This window comes from Deinococcus hopiensis KR-140, from assembly GCF_900176165.1.
GTDB classification, from domain to species: domain Bacteria; phylum Deinococcota; class Deinococci; order Deinococcales; family Deinococcaceae; genus Deinococcus; species Deinococcus hopiensis.
On record NZ_FWWU01000005.1, the window covers coordinates 20,415 to 42,443 of the forward strand.

The 22,029-nt window shown below is 60.9% G+C and carries 21 protein-coding genes and 1 pseudogene; 11 read left to right on the forward strand and 11 right to left on the reverse strand.

The annotated features are described in order from the left end of the window. Positions 1 to 65 precede the first annotated feature (65 nt). The 3 genes from B9A95_RS36745 to B9A95_RS31560 form a co-directional block, all read right to left on the reverse strand. The gene (locus tag B9A95_RS36745) at positions 66 to 215 is read right to left on the reverse strand and encodes an MbcA/ParS/Xre antitoxin family protein (RefSeq protein ID WP_084045849.1); all 150 of its coding nucleotides are present in this window, start codon (positions 213 to 215) and stop codon (positions 66 to 68) included. A gap of 431 nt (positions 216 to 646) precedes the next feature. Continuing rightward, positions 647 to 1,207: a hypothetical protein gene (locus tag B9A95_RS04935; RefSeq protein ID WP_212648251.1), complete on the reverse strand. Its 561-nt coding sequence runs from the start codon at positions 1,205 to 1,207 to the stop codon at positions 647 to 649. Positions 1,208 to 2,304: 1,097 nt separating this feature from the next. After that, positions 2,305 to 2,505: a hypothetical protein gene (locus B9A95_RS31560; protein ID WP_139806466.1), complete on the reverse strand. Its 201-nt coding sequence runs from the start codon at positions 2,503 to 2,505 to the stop codon at positions 2,305 to 2,307. 109 nt (positions 2,506 to 2,614) lie between these two features. On the opposite strand from B9A95_RS31560, the gene B9A95_RS04940 reads away from it, so the two are divergent. Then, positions 2,615 to 3,569 (forward strand): IS630 family transposase gene (locus tag B9A95_RS04940; RefSeq protein ID WP_139806467.1). Its coding sequence is split into 2 segments (ribosomal slippage): positions 2,615 to 2,965 and positions 2,967 to 3,569, totalling 954 coding nucleotides; the frame shifts between segments, so codons are not numbered across the junction. Here the strand turns inward: B9A95_RS04940 and B9A95_RS33220 are convergent. Beyond that, entirely contained in the window at positions 3,526 to 4,041 is a 516-nt protein-coding gene (locus tag B9A95_RS33220; RefSeq protein WP_170928424.1) for a hypothetical protein, read from the reverse strand. The genes B9A95_RS04940 and B9A95_RS33220 overlap by 44 nt on opposite strands. A 29-nt stretch (positions 4,042 to 4,070) precedes the next feature. On the opposite strand from B9A95_RS33220, the gene B9A95_RS33225 reads away from it, so the two are divergent. The 3 genes from B9A95_RS33225 to B9A95_RS34470 all read left to right on the forward strand — a co-directional run bounded on the left by B9A95_RS33225 (position 4,071) and on the right by B9A95_RS34470 (position 6,665). Further along, a complete protein-coding gene (locus B9A95_RS33225; protein ID WP_084045851.1) occupies positions 4,071 to 4,757 on the forward strand; it encodes a UvrD-helicase domain-containing protein in 687 nt (228 codons plus the stop codon). Positions 4,758 to 5,073: 316 nt separating this feature from the next. Further along, complete coding sequence (locus B9A95_RS04960; RefSeq protein ID WP_212648252.1) at positions 5,074 to 6,516, forward strand: TROVE domain-containing protein; 1,443 nt, start codon at positions 5,074 to 5,076, stop codon at positions 6,514 to 6,516. Then, positions 6,480 to 6,665 carry a hypothetical protein gene (locus B9A95_RS34470; RefSeq protein WP_212648253.1) on the forward strand — a complete coding sequence of 62 codons (186 nt, stop codon included), beginning with the start codon at positions 6,480 to 6,482 and terminating at the stop codon, positions 6,663 to 6,665. Before B9A95_RS04960 ends, B9A95_RS34470 begins: the two co-directional genes overlap by 37 nt. 478 nt (positions 6,666 to 7,143) lie before the next feature. On the opposite strand, the gene B9A95_RS04965 is transcribed toward B9A95_RS34470, so the two are convergent. Further along, positions 7,144 to 7,506, reverse strand: coding sequence for a hypothetical protein (locus B9A95_RS04965; RefSeq protein ID WP_084045852.1), 363 nt, complete (start codon positions 7,504 to 7,506; stop codon positions 7,144 to 7,146). A gap of 459 nt (positions 7,507 to 7,965) precedes the next feature. Here B9A95_RS04965 and B9A95_RS36750 point away from each other — a divergent pair. Beyond that, positions 7,966 to 8,722 (forward strand): annotated as a pseudogene (locus B9A95_RS36750) (IS5 family transposase); the annotation flags it as partial. Positions 8,723 to 8,876: 154 nt separating this feature from the next. Here the strand turns inward: B9A95_RS36750 and B9A95_RS04975 are convergent. Together B9A95_RS04975 and B9A95_RS04980 are read right to left on the reverse strand one after the other, a co-directional pair. Then, positions 8,877 to 12,041 (reverse strand): glycoside hydrolase family 38 N-terminal domain-containing protein, encoded by a 3,165-nt coding sequence (locus B9A95_RS04975; protein ID WP_170928427.1) that lies wholly within the window; start codon positions 12,039 to 12,041, stop codon positions 8,877 to 8,879. A 1,607-nt stretch (positions 12,042 to 13,648) separates the two neighbouring features. Beyond that, positions 13,649 to 14,236 carry a TetR/AcrR family transcriptional regulator gene (locus B9A95_RS04980; RefSeq protein ID WP_084045855.1) on the reverse strand — a complete coding sequence of 196 codons (588 nt, stop codon included), beginning with the start codon at positions 14,234 to 14,236 and terminating at the stop codon, positions 13,649 to 13,651. Positions 14,237 to 14,437: 201 nt separating this feature from the next. On the opposite strand from B9A95_RS04980, the gene B9A95_RS04985 reads away from it, so the two are divergent. After that, positions 14,438 to 15,607, forward strand: a complete 1,170-nt coding sequence (locus B9A95_RS04985) for a zinc-binding alcohol dehydrogenase family protein (protein WP_084045856.1) — start codon at positions 14,438 to 14,440, stop codon at positions 15,605 to 15,607. Positions 15,608 to 15,657: 50 nt separating this feature from the next. Next, positions 15,658 to 15,972 carry a hypothetical protein gene (locus B9A95_RS04990; RefSeq protein ID WP_084045857.1) on the forward strand — a complete coding sequence of 105 codons (315 nt, stop codon included), beginning with the start codon at positions 15,658 to 15,660 and terminating at the stop codon, positions 15,970 to 15,972. 4 nt (positions 15,973 to 15,976) lie between these two features. On the opposite strand, the gene B9A95_RS36755 is transcribed toward B9A95_RS04990, so the two are convergent. After that, positions 15,977 to 16,288, reverse strand: a complete 312-nt coding sequence (locus B9A95_RS36755; RefSeq protein WP_084045858.1) for a poly(ADP-ribose) glycohydrolase domain-containing protein — start codon at positions 16,286 to 16,288, stop codon at positions 15,977 to 15,979. Positions 16,289 to 16,453: 165 nt separating this feature from the next. Here B9A95_RS36755 and B9A95_RS05000 point away from each other — a divergent pair, with 165 nt between their 5' ends. Continuing rightward, positions 16,454 to 17,278: a MerR family transcriptional regulator gene (locus B9A95_RS05000; RefSeq protein WP_084045859.1), complete on the forward strand. Its 825-nt coding sequence runs from the start codon at positions 16,454 to 16,456 to the stop codon at positions 17,276 to 17,278. A gap of 381 nt (positions 17,279 to 17,659) precedes the next feature. On the opposite strand, the gene B9A95_RS05005 is transcribed toward B9A95_RS05000, so the two are convergent. Beyond that, complete coding sequence (locus B9A95_RS05005) at positions 17,660 to 18,103, reverse strand: hypothetical protein (RefSeq protein WP_342744562.1); 444 nt, start codon at positions 18,101 to 18,103, stop codon at positions 17,660 to 17,662. A 307-nt stretch (positions 18,104 to 18,410) separates the two neighbouring features. Between B9A95_RS05005 and B9A95_RS05010 the strand changes: the two genes are divergently transcribed. The 3 genes from B9A95_RS05010 (at position 18,411) to B9A95_RS05020 (ending at position 19,720) form a co-directional block, all read left to right on the forward strand. Then, entirely contained in the window at positions 18,411 to 18,821 is a 411-nt protein-coding gene (locus B9A95_RS05010) for a transposase family protein (protein ID WP_084045069.1), read from the forward strand. A gap of 8 nt (positions 18,822 to 18,829) precedes the next feature. Then, positions 18,830 to 19,216 (forward strand): transposase family protein, encoded by a 387-nt coding sequence (locus tag B9A95_RS05015; RefSeq protein ID WP_245808063.1) that lies wholly within the window; start codon positions 18,830 to 18,832, stop codon positions 19,214 to 19,216. 255 nt (positions 19,217 to 19,471) lie between these two features. After that, a complete protein-coding gene (locus tag B9A95_RS05020) occupies positions 19,472 to 19,720 on the forward strand; it encodes a hypothetical protein (protein WP_084045861.1) in 249 nt (82 codons plus the stop codon). On the opposite strand, the gene B9A95_RS05025 is transcribed toward B9A95_RS05020, so the two are convergent. Together B9A95_RS05025 and B9A95_RS31575 are read right to left on the reverse strand one after the other, a co-directional pair. Further along, positions 19,717 to 20,520 carry a DUF421 domain-containing protein gene (locus B9A95_RS05025; RefSeq protein WP_084045862.1) on the reverse strand — a complete coding sequence of 268 codons (804 nt, stop codon included), beginning with the start codon at positions 20,518 to 20,520 and terminating at the stop codon, positions 19,717 to 19,719. The genes B9A95_RS05020 and B9A95_RS05025 overlap by 4 nt on opposite strands. A gap of 1,157 nt (positions 20,521 to 21,677) precedes the next feature. Next, complete coding sequence (locus B9A95_RS31575; RefSeq protein WP_170928428.1) at positions 21,678 to 21,854, reverse strand: antitoxin Xre/MbcA/ParS toxin-binding domain-containing protein; 177 nt, start codon at positions 21,852 to 21,854, stop codon at positions 21,678 to 21,680. Positions 21,855 to 22,029: the final 175 nt, after the last annotated feature.

A 22,029-nucleotide genomic window follows, 5' to 3' on the forward strand; every position in this document is an offset into this window, starting at 1 on the left:
CCTCCGCCAACTCGGGCCAGCGTCAACGCAGCGGTGGCCTAGGCTTTTAGCCAGTCGCTCCAGCTTCATCCGTAGGTGACGTTTTGGAGCGACTTCAAGTAGCGTGAGAGGCGCTTGCCCCCAGTCTCTGTGCGCAACAAATTGGCGGGGGCCTTCCCGTCCAGGTGACTGTTGAGTTGGGTCAGCCAGCCTCGGGTCCGGTCCTCGCCGAGCATGACCGCGACTCAGGCGAACAGTTCAGTGATTTTGCAGCACCGGGTCCACCACATCGAAGGTGGCAGGAGCGCTCGCCCTGGGACCGTGGTTGCTGCCGGGAGTGAGATGCCGACCATACCGTAGAGGGAGGCAGTGTTGAACCCAGTCAGGGCGGCGAGGCGAGGGCTCAAGAGCGAGACGGAGGTCGGCATCAACTCATGTATCCGGGCTTTTTCTCCGTCTCCAATAAGAGGCGCAATTGATCACATGGCACCTCGAACACCATGTGAACGTAGGCACCCAACAGTTGCTGGATTGCGCTTTCTGGGGTCATGTCCTCCTTCTGGCCCAGCGGAAGATCCGGATCAACGCGCAATCCGTTCACATCCTGTCGATGCGAATGACCTTGGGAACGTTCTCCTCCCTGCGGAGCCGAGGAAGGCACTGGCGCTCAGGACCAGATGATCTCTATAGGACGCTGGTGCATCGTCTCGCGTTCCAGTTCCACCGCGTACATTTTTAGTACCCGACGCTCAACCCACGTCAGCAAGACGACCGGGTGAGCCGTGGAGTTCTCGCGGCTGGATACGGTTTGCCACTCCTCACCCAGCAGCACATTTTTGACCTCTACTGGAGTTAAGCCTACCTTAGGGTTAAAAGTCTCTCTTTGATGCAACCACCATCCCACGTGCTCCTGGCGCGCATCACGTAAAGCAGCTCGGTATCCATCCTGCCATCCTATACGGTACTCCAAGGAGTCGATCCCCAGACGGGTGTGGTTTTCATTGAGACGGCGGATCACGGCTATCTGAAAATAGTCGGCCAAGAATGTGTGTTGCCAGGACATCCCCACAATCATTGCAGGTGTCAAATGATAGCCGTAATCCTCGACCAGTTGAGGCATCGATACGACTGCTCGCCGGGTTAGCACGAGCCTGGAATTAATACTGACGTCACTCCCTTGAGGATTCTCGGCTACCATCTGTTCAAGATCTAATGTCATATAAGCCACGCTTGGATGTGAGTAGGAAGCTCGTCTCACCCTTACTGAGCGAGAAGCGGCAGATGAAACGGAATGGCCTGGATTCAAGAGATAGAGCGTTCCTTGCACTCCTCCCAGAACCCTGAACACTGCTTACCTTAAGAACGTTGCAACTTCTGTGTTGTTTGCGGCAAATCATAACGCTAGGCCATCATCTAGTTTGGTGGTCGCCTGACTTTGTTCTGTGACGGTTTTGAGGTCAAAGGAGTAAAATAAGTCAAGCAATTTCTTTAGGAATCCGTCCTTTTCGACTTGCTTTATTTCATATGAGGAGGCAGCAGTGTGTTTGCCCTTGTCTGAAAAATAGATATGTTACCATCCCTGGTCCGTCAGTCAATTTTACAGAGCTAAATTCGAAGGTTCTCTGGCACGAAAAAAGACTGATACTGGGAGCGGACGAACGTGAAACGCCTTCACTATATAAATGTGAACTGCTACGAATATTGGAGATTGGCGTCGCACATGAGAGAAGCTCTACATTAAGTAGTCCGTTGCCGTAGATGGTATATCGTCCGTCATTACCTTTGAGCATTTTTCCCGGTCTCCTATAGCATGTTGTGCCTGGTCACTCAACCTGCAGCGCTGTCCTTAAGGCCGCAGGGGGGACTCGTCGTCGTCACAGCACGGAAGGCTGTGAGGATGAGCGCGCTGATCATTCTCCCTTCTCTCCCACTGTACTACGATTGATAGTACATAGATTCTATTTCCGCCGCAACTGGACGGACAGGACTTTTGCAGAAGGCCCAGCGTCACGGATTCCTCAGTCCCGCGGCTTCACGTCACATCCGGAGAGGATCAGGGCGGCGCTCAGCAGCAGGGTGGTGGAGAACGGGCGCAGTGTTGCGAGCATACGGAGTCCTTCGGTGGGGTGCCGTGCAGTGTTCTGAGGCGAAGCAGCGCGCTGGAGCGATTTCGGGGAGTGGCCGACGTGCTGTAGACCCGAAAGGTGAATCAGGGAGCTTGGTCGAGATTGATGAGCAGAGGTTCTTCACACGAAGTGGCTTCGTTAGGCTCCTATAGCAGGACAACCAGGGCTACCGAAGGTCCCATCTGAAGAGGAGCTTCATTCAAGAGGGTGTGCCAGAAGGAACGCGCCGTGCCCATCCGATCCCCTGAACCAGAAGGTGCTGCAGGTGCCCTCGAACGTTTTGACGAGGGGCGTACTCGACCTCGCGGATATTGAGGATGCGGTCTCCAAAGATCAGGAGAACACGGACAGTTCGAGGTGACCACAAGTCGGGCAGCAGCAGGGGAAGGCGGACAGACATTCCCACCTCCACTGGGTACACTTGTGAGCAAGTCTGTCCATCGCTTCGCACTTCGCGCCGCAGATGACGTGCAGGATCTGTCATTTAGAGCACTTGTCATAATGAGAGCATGAAAGCTGTTGGGGGGCGAGGGTACAGTCTGGATCTGCGGGAACGGGTGGTCGCGGCGGTCGAAGGCGGTCAGACTCGGAAAGAGGTCGCCCGGTTGTACCGAATGCGCATCGAAACCGTAGATACCTACCTGGAAAAGCAGCGCCTGGGAACGTTGCACGAGGTGGGTCGGTCTTCTGGTCGTCCCCCACGGGTCACACCCCTACACGAACAGCAACTGCTGCAACAACTCAAGGCGCATGACGACGCGACATTGATCGAGCATGCTCGCATGCTCGAAGAAGCGACAGGGTTGAAGGTCAGCTTCAAAACTGTGGATCGAGTGTTCCGCAAGCATCACATCACCCGTAAAAAAAACTTTGGTCGCGTTCGAGCGAAGTGAAGAAAGGCGACAGCAGTTTCTCAATGACTTAGCTCCGTATCTCACTCATCCAGAACAGCTGGTGTTCCTGGATGAGAGTGGCTTTCACACCGCCATGACACGAGGATACGCGCGTGCGCACAGGACTGAGCGAGCTCATGGCTATGTTCCCAGGAATCACGGACGCAACCAGACCTTGATTTGTGCTCTACAACTTACGGGACCGATGGTCCCGTTCGTTTTGACTGGTGCCGTCAATGGTCCATCGTTTGAATGGTACATCCGCCATTTGGTTTGTCCTATCCTGCAGCCAGGACAGGTCGTTGTCATGGACAACCTGTCGTCTCATCATCGAGCGTCTGTTCCAACACTTATTGAAGCACAGGGTTGTCGGATCCTGTTCCTTCCGCCTTATAGTCCAGACTTTAATCCTATCGAGCTGATGTTCTCTCAGGTCAAGGCGGCCGTCAGAGCGAAGGCTTGTCGAACAGTCGACGGCCTCATCTCTGCCATTGGAGCCGCTTTGCAGGCGGTTCGTGCACAGGACATCAACGCCTGGTTCCGACATGCTTATCCCTCCGTATCTTTATGACAAATGCTCTAGTCAGCCCACCCGCTTTCAAGGCCCAGGGGAACGCCTCCCGAAAAACCGCATCGCGCCCCACGACAGCTTTTACTGCGTGAAGTGCGGCGGCGAAGTCGGCAAGACGGAAGACGACGTCATCAAAAACGGGTTGCGCTGCAGCTACCATCCGGAGGAAGCCAACCACCCCTTCGGCATACCCTACAGCCCCTTCCCCGGAGCGTAACGGATGCGAGAACTCCTCACGACAATGCTGAAATTGCGGCCGGAAGGCTGGTTGTCGCTCATAGCGATCATGCTTCCGCTCACCGTGGTGTTTGCCGCTGCGCTGGTAAAGGCGGCGAGCGGTCGGCGGCAGGAACGCACGTTCATCAAGTTGGTCCGGGAGCGTCTCGCGCCTGCCCTCGACGCGGAAGACGCCCCGGAATCCGACGAGATGGCGGAGGACGCCCTGGTGATTGCCAAAACGTTCCTGATGCAAGGCGGCACTTCCGGCTCACCACCGACGAAGTGGAGCTGCAGGCCGCTCTCGATGGGCGCTGGGAAGAGTGGACGATCTACCTGCATCCGGCGCAGCGGTACCTCGCGGAGCGCCGACAGAGCGGACAAGCGCGCATTACCGGCAGTGCTGGAATTGGCAAGACGGTGGTGGCCCTACACCGAACAGCGCATCTCGTCCGTGCACATCCGGCGCGTGTGCTGCTCACCTCGTTCAGCCGCACGCTCGCGTCCCGTCTCGAGGAGAAGCTCACCCTGCTGGTGCCGGACGAACGGCAGCGCCAGAAGGTCACCGTAATGAACCTCTACCGCTGGGCGAACCTGCAGGCCCGGGCCTGGGATCCGCCATACCAGCCGATGCCAGACGAGGAATTAACGGCGATTCTTGGGCGAGCGGCGCGGGCCGCAGGATCGGAGTTGCCCCTCGCTTTCCTCCGCGCAGAGTGGCAGGCGGTGATTGAGCCGCGCGGCCTCCGGAACTGGGATGCGTACCGGGTGTCGCCCTGGGAGCGCGGCAAAGCAAGGCTGTCTGGGCCATCTTCGAGGCACTGCAGGCTGAGCTGGTCGCTCGGGGTAGGACCGCCTGCATGCCCGTATGCAGCGCGGCCTCCAGTCCGAATGCTGGAGAGGTGGGTCCTCGGCACGCTGCCGCCCGTCTGCTCGGGCGGTCCACAAGGGTGGCTGCGCCAATGCGCGTAGCAGGGCTTGGGTCAAACGGCGGGTGGAGGAGGGTGGCGTCCCCTGCCATACTGTCCTTCGCTCGGCAGTGAGAGCGGCGGTTCCTTCGACTACGGATCGAGAGGTCGCGGGTTCGAGTCCCGCCACCTGGTTCCAGGTGTAGCTCAGTGGTTAGAGCGCTTTGTGTCCCGCCGCGACATGTTCTCCGGGCATCCAGCCTGGTCAGTGGGCAGTGAGTTCTCCGGTTCCTTCTTTTCCCAAGAAAACCGACACCGGAGTTCAAAGTTCTCCCACTGGCCCTTTTCTTTTCCTTTCCGACACCGTGACGAAGGAGGTCATGCCCATGGGTTTTGTCAACCGCAAAAAGAAGCACAAGGCCGTCTCGCCCCACCTGAACTTCATGGGCGGGCCATCCTACAACATCGCTGATCCCCTCCAGACCCTTCGCGTCACCGCTGCCAGCTGCTTTTTCGGCGAGCCAATGTACTACGCGCGGGACGTGAAGGACGACCGCCCTCAGCGCGTTCACAGGGGTCACCTGAGTGACATGGCCCTGGCCCACCTCCACGCCACCCTGGGGGCTCTGGACCCGCAGGAAAGCCGCAACCTCACGCCTGCCCAGCGGCTGGAGCGGGCCACCGACAACGCCCTGGATGCTGATCCGGAAGGCACCCTGCGCCTGGCCGCCAAGCTGCGCAGCGAGTGGAACATCCGCGTCACGCCGCAGGTCATCTTGGTGCGCGCGGCCAACCACCCCGCTGTCCGAGGCACCGGCCTGGTCCGGGAATATGCACCGGGCATCATCCGCCGCCCGGACGAGTGCGCCACTGGGCTGGCCTACCAGCTCTCCGCCTACGGCAAGCCGGTTCCCAACAGCCTGAAAAAGGCCTGGAAGGTCGCCTTGGAGCGGGTGTCACCCACCGCCCTGGCGAAGTACCGCCTGGAGGGCAAGGGCGTGAAGACGCTCGATGTGGTGAACCTTGTGCACGCTTACAGCCCGGCCATCGACGCCCTGATGCGCGGTGAGCTGAAGCTCGAAGGGGAGACCTGGGAGAGCCTGATCAGCGCGAAGGGCAGTGGCCAGGCCCAGTGGGAGGAGGCCGTGAACGTAATGGGCCATATGGCCCTGCTGCGCAACCTCCGCAACCTCGTGAAACATGGTGTTGCGCCAGCGTTGTTCACCCAGAAGCTGGTCGAGGGCGCTGCCACCGGCAAGCAACTGCCCTTCCGCTACTACAGCGCCTATCGAGCGGTGAAGGAAACCAGCGCGCCGAAAGCAGTGCTGCAGGCGGTGGAAGAGGCGCTGGAAGTCAGCCTGGGCGAACTGCCGCACTTCTCCGGACGCGTGATGAGTCTGTGCGACAACAGCGGGAGCGCGCAGGGCACGGCGACGTCCAGTATGGGTCAGATCCAGGTGAGCACCATCGCCAACCTGAGCGCAGTCCTGACTGCCCGCCGGGCCGACGAAGGGCATGTCGGTGTGTTCGGCGACCGCCTGGAGACCTTCCGCGTGGAGGGCCGGGTCATGCCGAACCTGGAGCGGGCCGAGCGCCTGGCGAAGAACATCGGCATGGGCACGAAAACGGCATCTGGCTGTTCTGGGACCGAGCGATCCGGGAGCGGCAGCATTGGGACCACGTGTTCGTGTACAGCGACATGCAGGCGGGGCACGGCGGGCTGTACGGCACCGACCCCGGCGCCTACCGGGATTACCTGTGGCCGAGTGGTGGACGGTACATCGACGTGCCGAAGCTCATCCAGACCTACCGCCAGCAGGTGAATCCACAGGTGCTCGTGTACCTGGTGCAGGTGGCGGGCTACGGCGACACCATCGTGCCGGAGACGTACCGGGGCACATTTATCCTGGGCGGGTGGGGCGACGGCCTGCTGAGGTACGCCCACGCCATGAGCCAGAACTTCAAGGCCTGAGAAACGCCCCCAGGGGGCGTTTTTTACACGTCGTCCAGTTGCCGCTTCGGTGGGCGGTAGGAGAAGCGCAGCGTGTTGCCGGAAGCGAGGACCCTCTGGAGAAATCCAGCGGGCAGTGCCCGTTCCATTCCCGTTCCGCTCAAAATTGATGGCGTGGTTGTAAGGGAAGGAGCAGGCGAAGGGGCTACTCTTCGCCTGCTCCCTTCTGGTGCTGTTGGGCGAACGGTGGTGCCCGTAAGGCGTGGCGGAGATTGGCCACACCGGTGACGCATCATCAGCACAAGCCATGCCGCTTGGGATCGTTACGGTAGAACTTGCGATAGACCCGGAACTTCTTCACCGACCCGGTGCGTTTTCCACGGCGAGCCTCATCTTGGAAATCTGCCTATTGAACACCCAATCTTCTGCGGACAAGCACCTTCCCTTGGGGCGACTTGACGCGCAACACCCTCTACTTCCTCCTTTCCTCCACGAGCCTTCAGTCGACGCGTTTGCCGTACCGGCGATTTACGATGATGTGCGCGGCATTCCGGGCAAAGGGCTCAGGCGTTCCACTCTGCATGAATGACTCAGTGATGTGCTGAATTTCTGCTGCCGTACTGCTGGAGGCCTTCTCCTGGTGGGCATAGTTCAACCGGGGCCGCTCAGCATCCACCCGGTAGCAGTCCGGCGCAAGGCGTTCAATCTGTCCGAAGCCAGTCAACCTCAGAGTGGAGGTGTCTTCCAGGTCGAGGAGGAACCCATCGGCGGTCACCTTCGCGCTGCCCAGAGACATGCCGCGCTGGATCAAGGTCTGGGTGATGAACCGATGCAGTTCGGCGCGAGTCTGGGTCTGGATCATGGGGTTCTCCTCCGTAGGCCAAACAAGGCATCCAAATATGGGATCAGCGTAACAAACTCCTCCAGGAGCCATTGCTGAGTCAGGACACCATTGTTGTCGGGTGAAACGGCCCTGGACTGTCTGGACCACGAGTTGCTGACGGTCAATTCTTCAGGTTCGGGACGCCTGATGCGCTCCTTTCTGGGGGGAGCTCCACCTGCGTGAGGCATCCCCTCGCGCCCTTATGTCAAATCAACCCAGGTATCAATAGGTCCCGCTATGAGGCTGTGAGCGTAGCCCACGGCCTCACACAAGCGTTCATGCACTTGATGCCCACGAGGCAACCGGATTGCCAAATGTCCTGCGGCATCTTTCCCCGCCCCCTCATCCCCAGATGTCCAAGACCTCGTCTAAGAACCTATTCGGAAGATATTGGTCTACTGAAGGGCAGTGACGACGACGCAACCGCATCAAGATCAGATCAATGACCAGAACACACTATGGGAGGTAGCGGACGAGCTCTGGCTGCGTCTGGCCCCTGTGCTGGTGATCAACAAACCCAGGAAAAAGAGCGGGCGTCCCATGCGGGACGCCCGCTCGATTTTCAATGGGCTGATTTGACTGGCGCGAACCGGGAGCCAGTGGCGCCAGTTGCCCCGCCGGTACGGTCCGAAATCGACTGTTCACGAGCGGTTCTGTGCCTGGGTGGAACACGAATGCTTCCGCACGGGGTGGGCGATGGTGCCCGAAGAGTACGACCAGGAACTCGGCACCCTGTGGGAATGGCAAGCCGCCGACGGGAGCATGGTCAATGCCCCGTTGGGAAAAGGCGCTGGTGTGCCCGAAGCCACAATTCCACTGACCGAGGAAAAGGCGGGTGTAAATGTACCCTGCTCACTGACGCCAAAGGTATTCCGCTCTCGGTCGTGCTCTGTGGAGCGCATCGCTAGGACAGCAAGATGCTGAGCGACATCTGTTGCTCGTGGGTACGACACGCCCGCGTGCCGTTAACGGGCCACGATGAAGGCCTGGTCGCGCCTATCCCCAAGAAGAGGGTGGTAGGCCAGCCCATTCCTGCTCCTGGTAATCCACGACGCCACCCACCACGGCGGTGGGTGCGGGCAGGCGTGCCCAGGCGCGTCCGTTCTGCCCAGGAAGGTTGAGTGTGGACCACAGTCGGTTCAACCGTTTCCGCCGCATCCAGACGCGCTGGGAGAAGCGTCCAGACCTGTATCTGGGCTTTAGCCGAGTTGACCGCTTGCCTCCGCATCTGGTGCACCCTCGCCCCGCCGCACCTCCCAAACAATCTTCTGGCCAGGCCCTTAGCCACAGCTGTGCAGGATCGGGGAAACCCCAGGTGGGATATCCCCAGAAATGCACCGAACTACGTCTTATCCGGGCCCCGTCTGCCCTGTTGTTGGAGATCCAAAGCGGAGGCGCAGCGAGGCGATTTCAAATGGTCGCAGCGTCAGGCGCAGCTGTGACCCTTGGCCTGAAGTCTCCAGCGGCACCTCCCCGATCGGGTCTTCAAGCAGGTTCACTCGCCAGGCGTCTTGCAGCTGAGCGCAGGCCAGCGTGAACTCGGCGTGTGCTCCATAGGGTTCGTACAGGCGCAGGACCAGACCAACCCCGTCCTCAGCGTGTTTTAGCGCTGAGAGCATGACGCCCTCGCCCTGGACGCGTAGGGTGGGTGGCGCAAGTCGCCCGGGGAGAAGCATCAGCGGACTGTTGAGCGCCAGAGCTGCTTGCGCCACGCGGCCCGTGCGGGCGTTCCCGGTATGTGGATACAGGGCATAGGTGAAGCGCTGCTCGCCCTCATCGGCCAACGCATCCGGCCACATGGGGCCGCGTACCAAACTGAGTCCTAGAGTGCTCTCCAGGGTGGAGTGGCCGTATTTGCCATCGTTTAACAGGGCGACGCCCCAGTCTGCCTGCGACAGATCCGCCCAGCGGTGACCGCAGACTTCAAAGCGCGCTGCGTCCCAGCTTGTGTTGCGGTGGGTAGGCCGCACGACGCTCCCAAAGGCTGTTTCAAACGTCGCTTGCCGGGTATGGACCCGCAAAGGAAAGAGCGCGCGCAGCATGGTTCTCCGCTCGTGCCAATCCATCTGGGTCTCGACGTCGAGACGTCCGGACCCGACCTCCAGCCGGTAGGTCTGCACGATACGGCTCGATCTCCAGACGCGCGTCACGCGCACCGCCGCGCGCCAGGGACCTGTTTCAAGGATCTCGATGCGCTGTACGCCCCCGACCTCTTCTCCGGGGTCGCCCACCGCAGTGGCGGTGTCCCAGGCCTCCCACTCACGCGGAAGGTCCACGTAGGCCATGAGCACGTTGCCACGCCCGTCCAGTACCCCCTCTGATCCACACGGTAACTCGGAGCAAATCAAACGGTGTAGGGTACCGTCCGGCCCGATCTGTGCTTCCAGACTGCCATCCTGGGCGCGCAGGACGAACGCCTCGCCCATCTGCATGGCTGTCACGGGAGACAGGCCTGCCGTGTGGTGTCCCAGGCCGTGGTCGTTTGCCTCTACCTGGTGCACACCGAGTGGGGGCAGTTCAACCGGGATGAGCCCACCGCCCTCCACCTTCTGCCCAGCGACTGCCCCCGGGATCAGCACTGGCGCGCAGCGCGGTTCCAGCGATGGGTTGAGGATGCTGAACATCCCCGCTTGCGGCGTCGCGGCTTCCTGACAGATCGTCTCTGCCTCGCGCACAACACCCTCTAGCTCCGGGAGTGCCGCCGCGTACACCTCGGCGATGCTCGACCCCGGCAAAATGTCGTGGAATTGGTTGAGCAACAGCGTCTTCCACGCCTGTTCAAGGCGCTGGCGCAAGGAGGGGCGGCCCACAAGGGAAGTCAGGCAGGTGACGAGTTCAGCCTCGACCAGCCGGTGTTCGGCCTCGCGGTTCAGTTTCTTGACGCGCGACTGCGTGGTCAGGGTCGCGCGGTGCAACTCCAGGTACAATTCGCCCACCCATACGGGCAAGCCCTGAGTCGGTAGACCCCGGAAGAAGTCATCCACCCGCGTCATGCTGAGGCGCGGCAGGGCTGGGAAGTCACGTAGGAACTGGAACCGCTCCAAGTTTTCGCGGCTGGGGCCACCACCGCCATCGCCGTAACCGTGCGAGAACAGGCTGGTGGGTTCTCCGTCTCCCCAAACACGCAGTTGCTTGCCGCGGAAGTTGCGCCAGGTGCTCAGCAAGTCGCGTGGGCGAATCTCGCCGTTGTAACCTCCCGCCGCCACCGCCCCGCTGCCCCAATTGTGGAACATGTGCGTCGTGATGCGCGTGCCGTCCAGGCCTTCCCACGCAAACAGGTCGTGGGGAAAGGTGTTGGTCTCGTTCCAACTCATTTTGGTCGTGAAAAAACCCGTGATGCCAGCCAAGCGCATGATCTGCGGCAGGGCAGGGGCGTAGCCGAACGTGTCCGGCAGCCACAGTACCGTGGAGCGCCGCCCAAAGTGCTGCTCGAAGTAGCGTTGGCCATACAGGAAATGGCGCGCCCATGCCTCGCCTGAGGGCATCTGCCCGTCGGGCTCGACCCAAGTACCGCCCACTGCCTCAATTCGGCCTTCCCGCACACGCGCAGCCACCTGGTCAAACAGGTCTGGCGCGTCGGTTTGCAGCCAGGCGTAGATCTGAGCTGAGGACTGGTTGAAGGTCATTTCCGGGTAGCGCTCCAGCAGCGCCAGTTGTGTCCCGAAGGTGCGCCGTATCTTGCGCCGGGTCTCAGCAACCGGCCACAGCCAGGCCAGGTCGATGTGCGCGTGCCCGCTCAGCGCCAGCCGTCCAACAGGCGGGTAGCGCCGCCGCAGGCGCTCCAACTCGCAATGCAGGTAATCGAGCGCCTGTTCTGCGCTTGCCCGTGCCTGGAACGAGAGCGGCCGGGGCTTAGGAAAGTTGGGGAGCCGCCAGACCCCCGTGGCCCCCCGCCCAATGCCTGGGTGCCCACGCCCCAGGACCTCTTGCGTGTCGCTGGGCCAGGCGAGCAGGGCCACGGCTTCCTCGGCGATGGAAAGCAGTTGCGGCACGACTTCGTGGGTCTCCAACTCTCGGGCGGCCTCCAGCAAGGCGTGCAGTTCTAGAGTGAAACGGTCGACTCCAGGCTCACGCTCGGTGAGGACGGCCCGTGCCAACCTGGGCTGTTGCGGCTCGCCGAAGAAGCCGCGCGCCACAGCCTCGACCCGCACGTGCAAGGCTTCCCCCGCTGTAAGCGTGCCGAGCCGCACGGCCTGATGGTAGGCGTTGAGGCCCAGGTGCGCGACCTCTCGCCCCTCGTGCCACACCCAGGCCTCGCCCTCACCACCAAAATCGAGTTCCAGTTCAGCCTCCCCCAGATCTGCGGGTACCCTGGTCTCTAGGGAGAACTTGACGGGCAGGTCATCCTCGGTTGGCGTCCAGGCGGCCCCCAGGGCGATGGACTGGGCCGACTCACCCGTGCGCTGGATGGTCCAGCCGTCAAGTGGAAGCTCGCGGCGAAGTCGCCACGCATGGAGGATCTCAGCGTGTCGAAACAGAGCGTGCAGGCGTTGGGTCAGGGTCTGATGGGTCATGGCACCTCGGAGGGGGATGGACCGCGGCCTGCTCATACCGCGTCCACAGGAAGCGTCAGGGGTTCCTCGCGGCAACAGGTGTTGCTCGTCCATAAGGGGCTGCCACTGGCAGTGTAGTGGACCAGATTGACGCCGTCTTGCGGGGTGAGGCGAGTGCCCCACGACCCTGGGCATCACCGAAGGACAAAGCCTTCTCCAGGGTGTGTCCGGGAGGTGGTGATCGGTCAACCCTGTAAGGAAGGAGAATCGCCGCGCATCCGCTGCTTCAAGGTGAGGGGGTTGACCGATCACCACCTTGGTTTCACATGTCGGAACGCCACCCCTTTTACGGCGCAATGGGGGCACCCCACAGCGACATGCCCTTCACCGCTTACCGTATTTCCCCTTCTGCCAGCAGCGCCGCCTCAACCAAGTGCCCTGCCAGAATGCGGGCTTCCTGCGCGTCCATTCCCTCCTGGTACACGGTCGGGCGAATGGGGGCCAGAGAGGATCAGGACTGCGCATCAAGCAGGATGCTCGCCATGGAGCTACTGCCGCACTGGTTATGCAGGGTGACCTGCTGCGACACGGTGGGGGAGAGGACGGTCTTTTCAGGGGGATCACCGCTGACTGGCCGGGGACGGGTGCAGGGCACCGGCTCCCGCCAGGAACAGCCCCGCTTCGGCGGGGTTTTTCGTTTGTGTGCGTCTGGTTTAGGTACGGCTGTAATAGTCTTGTTACCGGTAACAGTTATATTGAAACTGTCTCCACAACAACCCCAGCCGAGTGAAGCTGGTTTCCTGCCCCACCCTGCCGTGGGGCTTTTCGTTAGCGTGTCACGCTTCCTCGGAAACTACGGGCATGACCAAGTGAAGCCGCACTCCCTTGAGCGTTTCCCAAATGCTACCCAGCGCGTCACCTTGCCCATGACAGGGGTAGAGGTGCTGATTCGCCGTCTGGACGTGGAGGCCTTCACTTCAGAGGGGGTGCGAACGGCACTGAACATGCCTGCACTGCGCTGAGCGGAGTGGGGGCCTTGTGCACGATGGGCTGATAAGGGAGGCGGATCGAACCCTCGGCCTGCCCTCACTGCCAAACGCTCGCAGCCCAACTCCAGGCGATGACGGCTGAATACGGCACCCTGACAGCACAGGCTCGAGAATTGAAGGCCCAACTTAGCCCGGACAGCACCACCTCAAGCGTGCCCCCCAACCTGAATATGCTCTGGGAACCACGACCTCCTTGCCGGACACCCTCGCTCAGCGCTGGACCCGGTACCTAAACCTGGAACGCACTGGTCAACGAAGGCAAGCTCCAGCTGTGCTCGGACCGTTCTCGCGCTGAATTGTTACAACTCTCCACCAGTGGCGCGATTGCCTCTTCAGGACACTTCTTTCAGCACACCAAACCACGTGTGGTCCGAGGAGACGATGTCGTATAGGGTAATGATGGTTCCCGCTTATATGTTTGTAAGGGTCATAGTTTTTTAAGTCCTTCTGAACGTAATCTACCTCCTCATTATAAATTTAACCATATACGAGAACTGCTTTGGCTCCGTATCAGCGCCTTCTTCACCTTCTCAAGCATCTCCAGGGTGACATCCTCATTGTCCGGAAACGGTTGATAAATCACGGCACCGACTTGATCTCCAGCTCCGAAGCAAGTTGTCTAAAGGCGGCCAGCACCTGGGCCACGACTGCCGAAAGCGGCGTGGACTCGTCCAAGGTGAGCCAGCGGGTCAGGGCCGTGCCCAGCACCATCATGGCGAGGTCGGCAGCGAGGCCAGCCGTCAGCTCGTCGGTATGTCTGTGCATGAAGCCATTGACGATGGCCGCCCTGAGTGTGGCCATCTTCTGGAGTTTCCGCTCCTCGAGTCCCTGATCCAGGCTGATAATCCGGTGACGCAGCATCAGGACGTCACGGCGATGTCCGAATACCGTTTCGGCAAAAGGAGCAAGCTGGGAGAGAATCAGCGGCACTGGACGCACGTCCGGAGGGACCTGCGCCATGAAGCGCTGCACGAGCGCGGGCACCGCGTCGTCCCCAGCAAAGAGCACCTCGCGCTTATCGGCAAAGTGCCGAAAGAAGGTCCGGGTGGTCAGGCCAGCCTGGGCCGCAATCTGCGGCACGGTGGTCTCGGCGAAACCCTGCTCCAGAAACAGAGCCAATGCCGCGCGTTCCAGTCGATCCTGCGCTCCTCCCTCCCATCTGGCCATGGTTCAAGTATAAGTGATGACATGGCGTGCCGTCCTATGCTACGTTGATGTCATACAGTGTCATCAGAGGTGTCAGCTGTCAGGAAGGCACAAGCGTACGAATCTCAGGAACTGAAGTCCGCAACGGCAGATCAAGGAGCAGTTCCAGCCAGGCAGTCACCCTCCAAACATTCAGCTTCCTCCATTTACAGGAGTCCCGGTATGGCCCTTTCTGTTCGATCTGGCACGCCTCCGTTCAGCAACACCGCCGCCTGGTTCGTTCAAGGTCGTCTCACGCTGGAGGTCGGCCCCGCCTCTTACACGCCGCCCCGCTCGGAGGAGGTGGTGATTCGCACTCACGCTGTCGCTGTTAACCCAGTCGACTGGCTGATTCCCTTTATCGGGAGATTCGCCTACCCCTGGTTGAAGTCCCCGGCCGTGCTGGGTTTTGACCTTGCCGGAGAGGTGGTGGAGGTTGGGCCGGGCGTCACCCGGTTTCAGGTGGGCGACCGGGTGTTGGCACTGGCAGTCGGCACCGAGAAAAACCGCAACACGTCTGCCGAGGGTGCCTTCCAACAGTACGCCGTCGTCCTCGAACGGCTGACTTGTCCTCTTCCCGATCACCTCACGTATGAACAGGGGGCGGTGCTCCCACTCGGCCTGTCCACCGCCGCCTGCGGCCTGTTCCAGAAAGATCAGCTGGCCCTCCAGTACCCGTCCGCCACTCCGGTCTCGACCGGCCAGACGCTGCTTGTCTGGGGCGGCGCGACCAGCGTCGGCGGCAATGCCATCCAGCTCGCGGTTGCCGCTGGATACGAAGTCGTCACGACGGCCTCGCCCCATAACTTCGACTACGTGCGGGCGCTCGGAGCCAAGCAGGTGTTCGACTACCGCAGCGCGACCGTCGTGCAAGACATGATTGAGGCACTCCAGGGAAGGACGCTCGCTGGAGCGTTATCAATCGCCAGCGGGTCTGCCGGTGCCTGCATGGACGTGCTGCGGGCATGCGAAGGCCGGAAATTCGTCTCCCTGGCGAGCACGCCCGTCTCTTTCGAGCCGCTGGCCCAGCAGCCGCGCGCGCTCCTGTTGCTGCCGCGCCTGCTGGGCCGGATGCTCGGGGCGACCGCCGCCCTCCAGCTGAGGGCTTGGCGCGCCGGTATTCGTACGAAGTCCATCTGGGGCAGCTCGCTGATGAACGACGAGGTCGGTCCCCTGATCTTCGGCGGGTTTCTCCCGGCGGCGCTGGCCGAGGGGCGCTACCTCGCTGTTCCGGAGCCGGTGGTGGTCGGGCGGGGTCTGGAGTCCATTCAGCAAGGTTTCGAGGCGCAGCAGCGCGGAGTCTCCGCCAAAAAGGTGGTCATCTCGAGCATAGGCGAGAGCCTGAAGCCTTGAGTTCCGCCACTTTAACCGGTCAGTGAAGTGATCCGACGTTCAACGGAGTGATGGATAAGTCAAGCAGAATGGTCTGGGCCTGGCGGCCGGAGGGCCAGTACATCATCAAGAACCTGGTCCTGATAGCGGGAGCGTTGGTCGTGGGGGCAATGTGGCGTGGAGGAGCCCTGATTGCCGATCCGAAAGCGGAGTGGATGCAGGCGTTGCACGCCAGTTTCACCGCGAGCCTTGAAGGCGAGTTCGCGGCAACAGTGGACGGACTCAACGTCTTGAACCGCTGTATGGCGATGCCTGCGAGCCAGGCATGGGCAGGAACGCTTGACTTCTCCCGGAACCGACGGGTCACCATGGTGACGGACTGGTGACACCTCAGGTACCTGACGCAAGGCATGCAAACCGTTTACAGAACCCTACACCGTTCTCGAGAAGGTGTGCCGGAAATTCCTCCCCAACCCTATAGAACACGAAAACACGTACATGTCTTTGATCATCACTCTTCTCGTTGGTGCCCTCTGCGTTCAAAACTGATACGGGCTCCGGCCGCTTCTGAACAAGCCTGCGCGCAGCGGCGAGCGTGGTTTCGCGGGTGACGCTGATGTGCGTCTCCCACCGGTCAGGCGCGGCGAAGTGCCCCAGTGTCTGGGTCTCCAACGGTGTGTACAGGCGGGTGCCTGCCTTCATTCTGGTCGGGGACGGGTGCAGGGCACCGGCTCCAGGTTGAGGGTGGGAAGGCCTTTACCGCTCTCCCTGACCGGTGTTCCAGCTGAAGAGCTTCGTGGGAGCCACTTGACTCTCTTGCCGCAAGAGAGTCCACCATAGAGGCATCTGTGCGCACAGGGACCCACCATGATCAAGATCGGAGATTTTGCCCGCCTCAGCCAAGTCACTGTTGCCGCCCTCCGTCATTACGATGAACGTGGGCTCCTGAGTCCTCTCAAAGTTGACCAGGACAGCAACTACCGGTATTACTCCGTCGCCCAGCTGCCTCGGCTGAACCGCATTCTCGCCCTCAAAGACCTCGGTTTCTCTCTCGAACAGATCCTCGAAGTGCTCCAAGACGACGTTTCTCCTGAGCAGTTGCGGGGCATGCTCAAGCTCAGACAAGTCGAAGCAGCCGAGAGGCTCGTTGAAGAACAGCGCCGTCTGGAACGTCTCGAGGTCCGCTTGAGATGGATCGAACAGGAGAACTGTATGCCAACGTTTGAGATCGTCCTCAAAACGGTGCCGTCCATGCTGGTGGCCGCTCGCCGCATCAGCATCCCAACGAACGATCAGGTTCCTGCGTACCTGAACCCTGCATTCCAGGAAGTCTACGAGCATGCCGGTCGCCACGGTGCAAAGAAGCATGCGCCACACCTGGCGGTCTGGTACACATCAGCGTCCACATTGGCGGATGAGGATGCAGAAGCCGTGCTCCCCATTGACCGTCCCATCCCTTCTTCGGATAGGGTGACCGTACATACCCTTCCGCAAGTTGAGGTTGCTTCCGTGGTACATCACGGAGATTTCCAGGAGTTTACGCAAGGGCATACCGCGCTTCTCCAGTGGATAGAGCAGCACAACTATGAGATCACTGGACCGTTCCGGGAGATCTATCTCAAGCACAACCCGGATGACCTGGCTGACTCAACGACAGAAATACAATATCCTGTTCAAAAACTCCTAGGCTGAGACCTTAAGCGGCCAAAAAACCGTATGCGCCTGCTCGGCATGAAGTTCAACCTCATGCCGAGCAGTTACTTTCTGGCAAGGCTTGGTCAGCATCTTCCGCAATGCTGTCCTTATGCCGAGCTTCTTGTGCCAACAAGGCTCTGGAAGCCCAAGGGCTGAAAACCGCCCTTGATCAACTCCATGTTGTCCTCTTCCTACAGAAGGCCCGCGACAGTGAGCGTTTAAGCGTCCTGTACGAGCGTGACCAGTGCGTCCCCCTCGAGGACAAGAAAGAAGCCTCTTCCACCCCGGTTGGGAGCTGATACAGAAGCGGCGCTGTCGCCACTTACGCAAAACCCCCTGCACATCCGGCGGGGGGTTTTGCACGTCAGAAGAGGGCGGTTACTTCTTGGTGGTGCGCTTGGCCCTGGGCTTGGGCGCTGCGGCCTTGCTCTTGCGCGAGTTGCCGAGGTTCTGGCCCTTCGCGTAGCTGTTCTGCAGCTTGCGGCGGGTTTCTTCCGCGAGAGCCTTGAAATCGAGGACGCCCTCTTCGAGGTTCTCCAGCGTGAGCCTCGGCTTGCCACGGCTACGGGTAGGTGCTGCGGCCAGTTCCTTCTCCACGCCTTCAAACCACTTGTCGAACTTGGAGGAGGTTTCAAACACCATGTCCTTCATGTCCTTCTCGTAGGTCTCGTCACTGCCACGACGCTTGAACTTCTTCGGCAACGTGAAGCGCTCGGGAAGATCGATGGCGTCAAACTCGCCTTCTCGCACCGCGTCGCGGAAACGCTTGACGAAGGCATCGCTCTGCTGGGGGGTGGACAATTTTTGAACCTGCTCGCTCAATCTGGAATAAGGCACGGGACAAGCGTACTACATGTTCGCCAGAGAAGGACTGCCCCTGGATTTTACCATCCTTTATTTGGTTCGTGCGGGCTGTCTTTGGTGGCACACCGTGCTCTTGCCACGTGTATCTGTGCTTGCACCCGGAATGAGGGGTAGGCGTTGTGCCAGAAGCTGGTTTGCTGGCGATCCGCTCTGTGAAACGTCACGCTCTTTCCCTGGAACTCACAAAGGAAAGAATAGACCTCTTGCGAAAGTCGTAGGCTAAGCTGGGAGGGTGGAGCGAGACCGTCTGACACGCACGCTGAAGATGAATCGCAAGCAGTTCCGTCGACGCACCGGGGTCTACCCGGAAACGTTTGCTGAGATGGAAGAGGTGCTGACCCTACGCGAAGGACAGAAAAAGAAATCAGGCCGCCCCGCCGCGCTCAGCGTGGCGGAACAACTGCTGATGACCCTGGAATTCTGGCGCGAGTACCGGACCTTCGCCCACCTGGGTGACGACTGGGGTGTGCACGAAGCCACCGTGCATCGCACGGTGGAACGCGTGGAAGCGGCTCTGATTGCCAGTGCACGGTTCCAGCTGCCCAAGAAACGCGTGTTTCAGGAAGCACAACTCGTGTACAGCATCGTCGCGGTCGATGCTTCCGAAGTGCCCTGTGAACGGCCCAAAAAAAGCAGCGCGCGTGGTACAGCGGCAAGAAAAAGCGGCACACCCTGAAATTTCAGGTGCTGATGTGCACAGTGACGCAGCGCATCCTGGGCACCGCCACGAGCGCTGGGGCGGTTCATGACCTAAAGCTGTTTCGTCAGTCAGGCGTTCGTTTTCCTCACCAAACGGCGCTTATTGGAGATGCAGGGTATCAGGGCCTGTGGAGAAGCCACAGGCACGCCCTTACCCCCCATAAGGCGACGCAGGCGTCGCCTCTGTCCGCGGAGCAGCGCCAGGACAACCGTGTCCTCGCGCATACCAGGCAGGCAATCGAGCATATGATCCGTCGCATGAAGATCTTCCGTGTGCTGAAGGGCGTGTACCGACATCGGCGGCGTCGGTTTGCACTCCGGGTTCAGCTCATCGCAGCGCTGTGCAACCTCACCCAAGCCTGCCGATCGTGACTTTCGCAAGAGGTCTATTGCTGCTGTGTTGGGGGAGCGCCCATGGCGTGGCCCTCCATGCGGATTTCCCGGCAGAGAGCGCCGGGAAATCAGAAATCCAAAGACGCGCCATTCCTCGCGTCATGGCGCTGGATTTCCTACCGCATTCCAGTCCCATCGCCGGAGGCGCTTCGGGTGCTGGCGGAGCGTCTTGCAGGCCGGGCCGTCCGGAGTGGGCCCGACGGGAGACTTCAGCTGGTCCCGTATGCTCTGCGCATGGCCGTTCTGGGGAAGGTGCTGCTGTCGCTGCTGGTGACCTTCGCTGCTCTGCTGGCCGTGTACATGAGCGCGTATGCCTTCTCCGTGCCGAGCAGTCTCCTGCAAGCAGGTCAGGTGGCGCTGCTCCTGGTTGCCGCTCTTGTGATCGGGCTGGTGTGGCGCCTTCCACCACAGTGGTTGCTGCCGTTGCTGCTGATCGTGGGTGGACTGGCGCTGCTGCTTCTCAAGCAGGGCGGCGGCTTCTAGCTCTTGTGCCCCGGCCCGCTCCCACCCCCCTGCGGTTGATGGGAACGGTCTCCGCTCTGCCCGCCCCTCTTTCCCTTCCCTGTTCCCCCCAGCGGATCCGTCGTCGCAGGCGTCCAGATGGCGTGTTCGCAAGATGGACAGGCCCGAACCTCTGCCTCCATACGCTGGGTCGTGCCGCACTGCAAGCAGGCGAGTGCTCCCACGTAGGCGGCCCCAGCCAGCACGGGAGGAGGCAATTCCAGGTCCCAGGGCGGCACGATGGCCAGGCCTGCAGGCGGGTCTTCCTCCAGGGAGAAGACGCTCAGGTTCCCGTCCTGCTCAAAGTACACGCGCTGCACCTCACCCAGTTGCCGAACGCCCTGTGCCCGTAGACGCTCGAACAGGTCCTCTCGGCTGAGGTTCGCCTGCGCCAGGGCTGAAAGGAAGATCACCCCGTCGCGTACCAGCTCCACCGGCTTGCCCTCGACAAAGGTCTCGACGCGTTCGCTGCGGATCACCAGGAAGGACAGGAGACGTTGGAACACCACGACCAGGGCCAGGACCAGCATGGCGTGCAGGAGGGGGACTTCCGGGTAGAACATCGGGTCCCCGGCAGCGGAACCCAGCCCAATGACGATGGCGAGTTCGAGGGGGCTGAGCTGGGCCAGGCCGCGCTTGCCGGTGACGCGGAGCAGGAAGACCAGCCACAGGAACATCAGGGCGGTGCGGAAGGCGATCTCCAGCAGGAAGAGGGGCGAGGTGTCGCCCAGGAACATGCGGGCAAGATCGAAGGGAATTACCTCTGGGCTGCCCTGACTCATTCGGCACGTGCGGAAGGGAGAGGCAGGTGGGACCTGGGCATGAGAGAGTGTAAGGGCTTTCGCTCAAGGGGCCGAGGCGAATGGGGATGGCCTCAGGGTGAGGGGGTGGAGCAGGGTGGCCACGGTACAGCAGGTTTGGAACGCTTCAACGCGTCAAAGTCAGAGGATCACGCCAGGGATCTCATGGCATACCCCCTACCACGGACCGTACGGAGGAGGCTATATCCACCCTCGTCACGCAACTTGTTTCGTAAATTCCCACTCAGGATGGCGGATTGAGGCGTACGGAAGGGGAGAAGGGACGGGGGTGTACGCACGGCGCAAGATCACCACCTCCCCCGCACTTGCTGGAGGCATGACGCTCAAGAGCACTGTGCCCCCTCGCCGTCGTCTCACCCCATCCTTGAACGCCGCGCACCTCACCCCTCCTCAACGCCAGCTGCTGCACCACATCGCGACGTGAGGCACCCTGACCACGCGGGAGGCCCTCCAGACCCACGGTCCTGGTGGTCTGATTCAGAAAAACGTTGACAATTGGGGAGAATGCCAGGAGGGCACGGGCTGGGCCATTCTCCTCTGCAGAAATGTCAAAGGACCTCTGAATCAGACCACCAGGTTCAAGCCGCCGTCATTGAACAGTCCACTTTCAGTCCTCAGTCCAGGGTCTTGGGGTCAGTGACTGAGGGCCGAGATGCAGCCCAGAGCAGCGAAGGGCGTCTGTTGCCCGGCGTTTAGTTGGTGGTCGCTCAGACCACGCCGTTTGTAGCGAGTTCTGGAGCATGGCCCGAACTATTCGGCAACTCGCGTTGTAAATTGATGGTCAGGGGGTCGAGATGCGCACAATTTTTCTGTCTACGGCCGATCTGGAACGTGTCTTTGCTCCGGAACACTGTCCTCCCGACGTGGAGGAACGTCGGCAGACGACGCTTCGACGTGTTGCACGTCTTGGACGGGAGCTTGGGCCGCTGACCACGGAGCGTCTGCGTGCGGGTGTGCCCTTCCCCGTACTTCCAGTCCCAACACGAGACGCGCCATAAAAGGAGAAGCTCTGTCCCCGGAACTCCACCCTCGGCCCCTACTGCTCCTCAGGCCGTCCACCAGCCTGTTAACGGCGGTGAAGTCATCCGTGTTTATGGCGCCAACAGCGGAACGGAACATCAGCCCGGCATGCCCTCCAATACGTGCGAGAGGGTCTCGATCAGCTCCTCGTTCTGCCCTTCCCGGAGCATGTCCAGCGGCACGCGGTCACCTAGGGCCGAAATCGGACTGGGAAACCAGGTGCGAATCGCTTCGGGCGGCGATCCTGTACTCCCGCTTAGGTCCAGCACGATCACGACCTGACGGAGATCGGCCTGCAGTCCCTCATGTTGTGGATCAGGACGCCGACGTTGCGCCTCATGAGCCGCGCGAGTTCACGCAGGCTCAAACCGAGAGAATCGGCGATCTTGCGCGCGTCATACCGGCCCTCGTTGGACAGGGCTCTCTGCAGAGGCGGTGTAAGTTCATGGG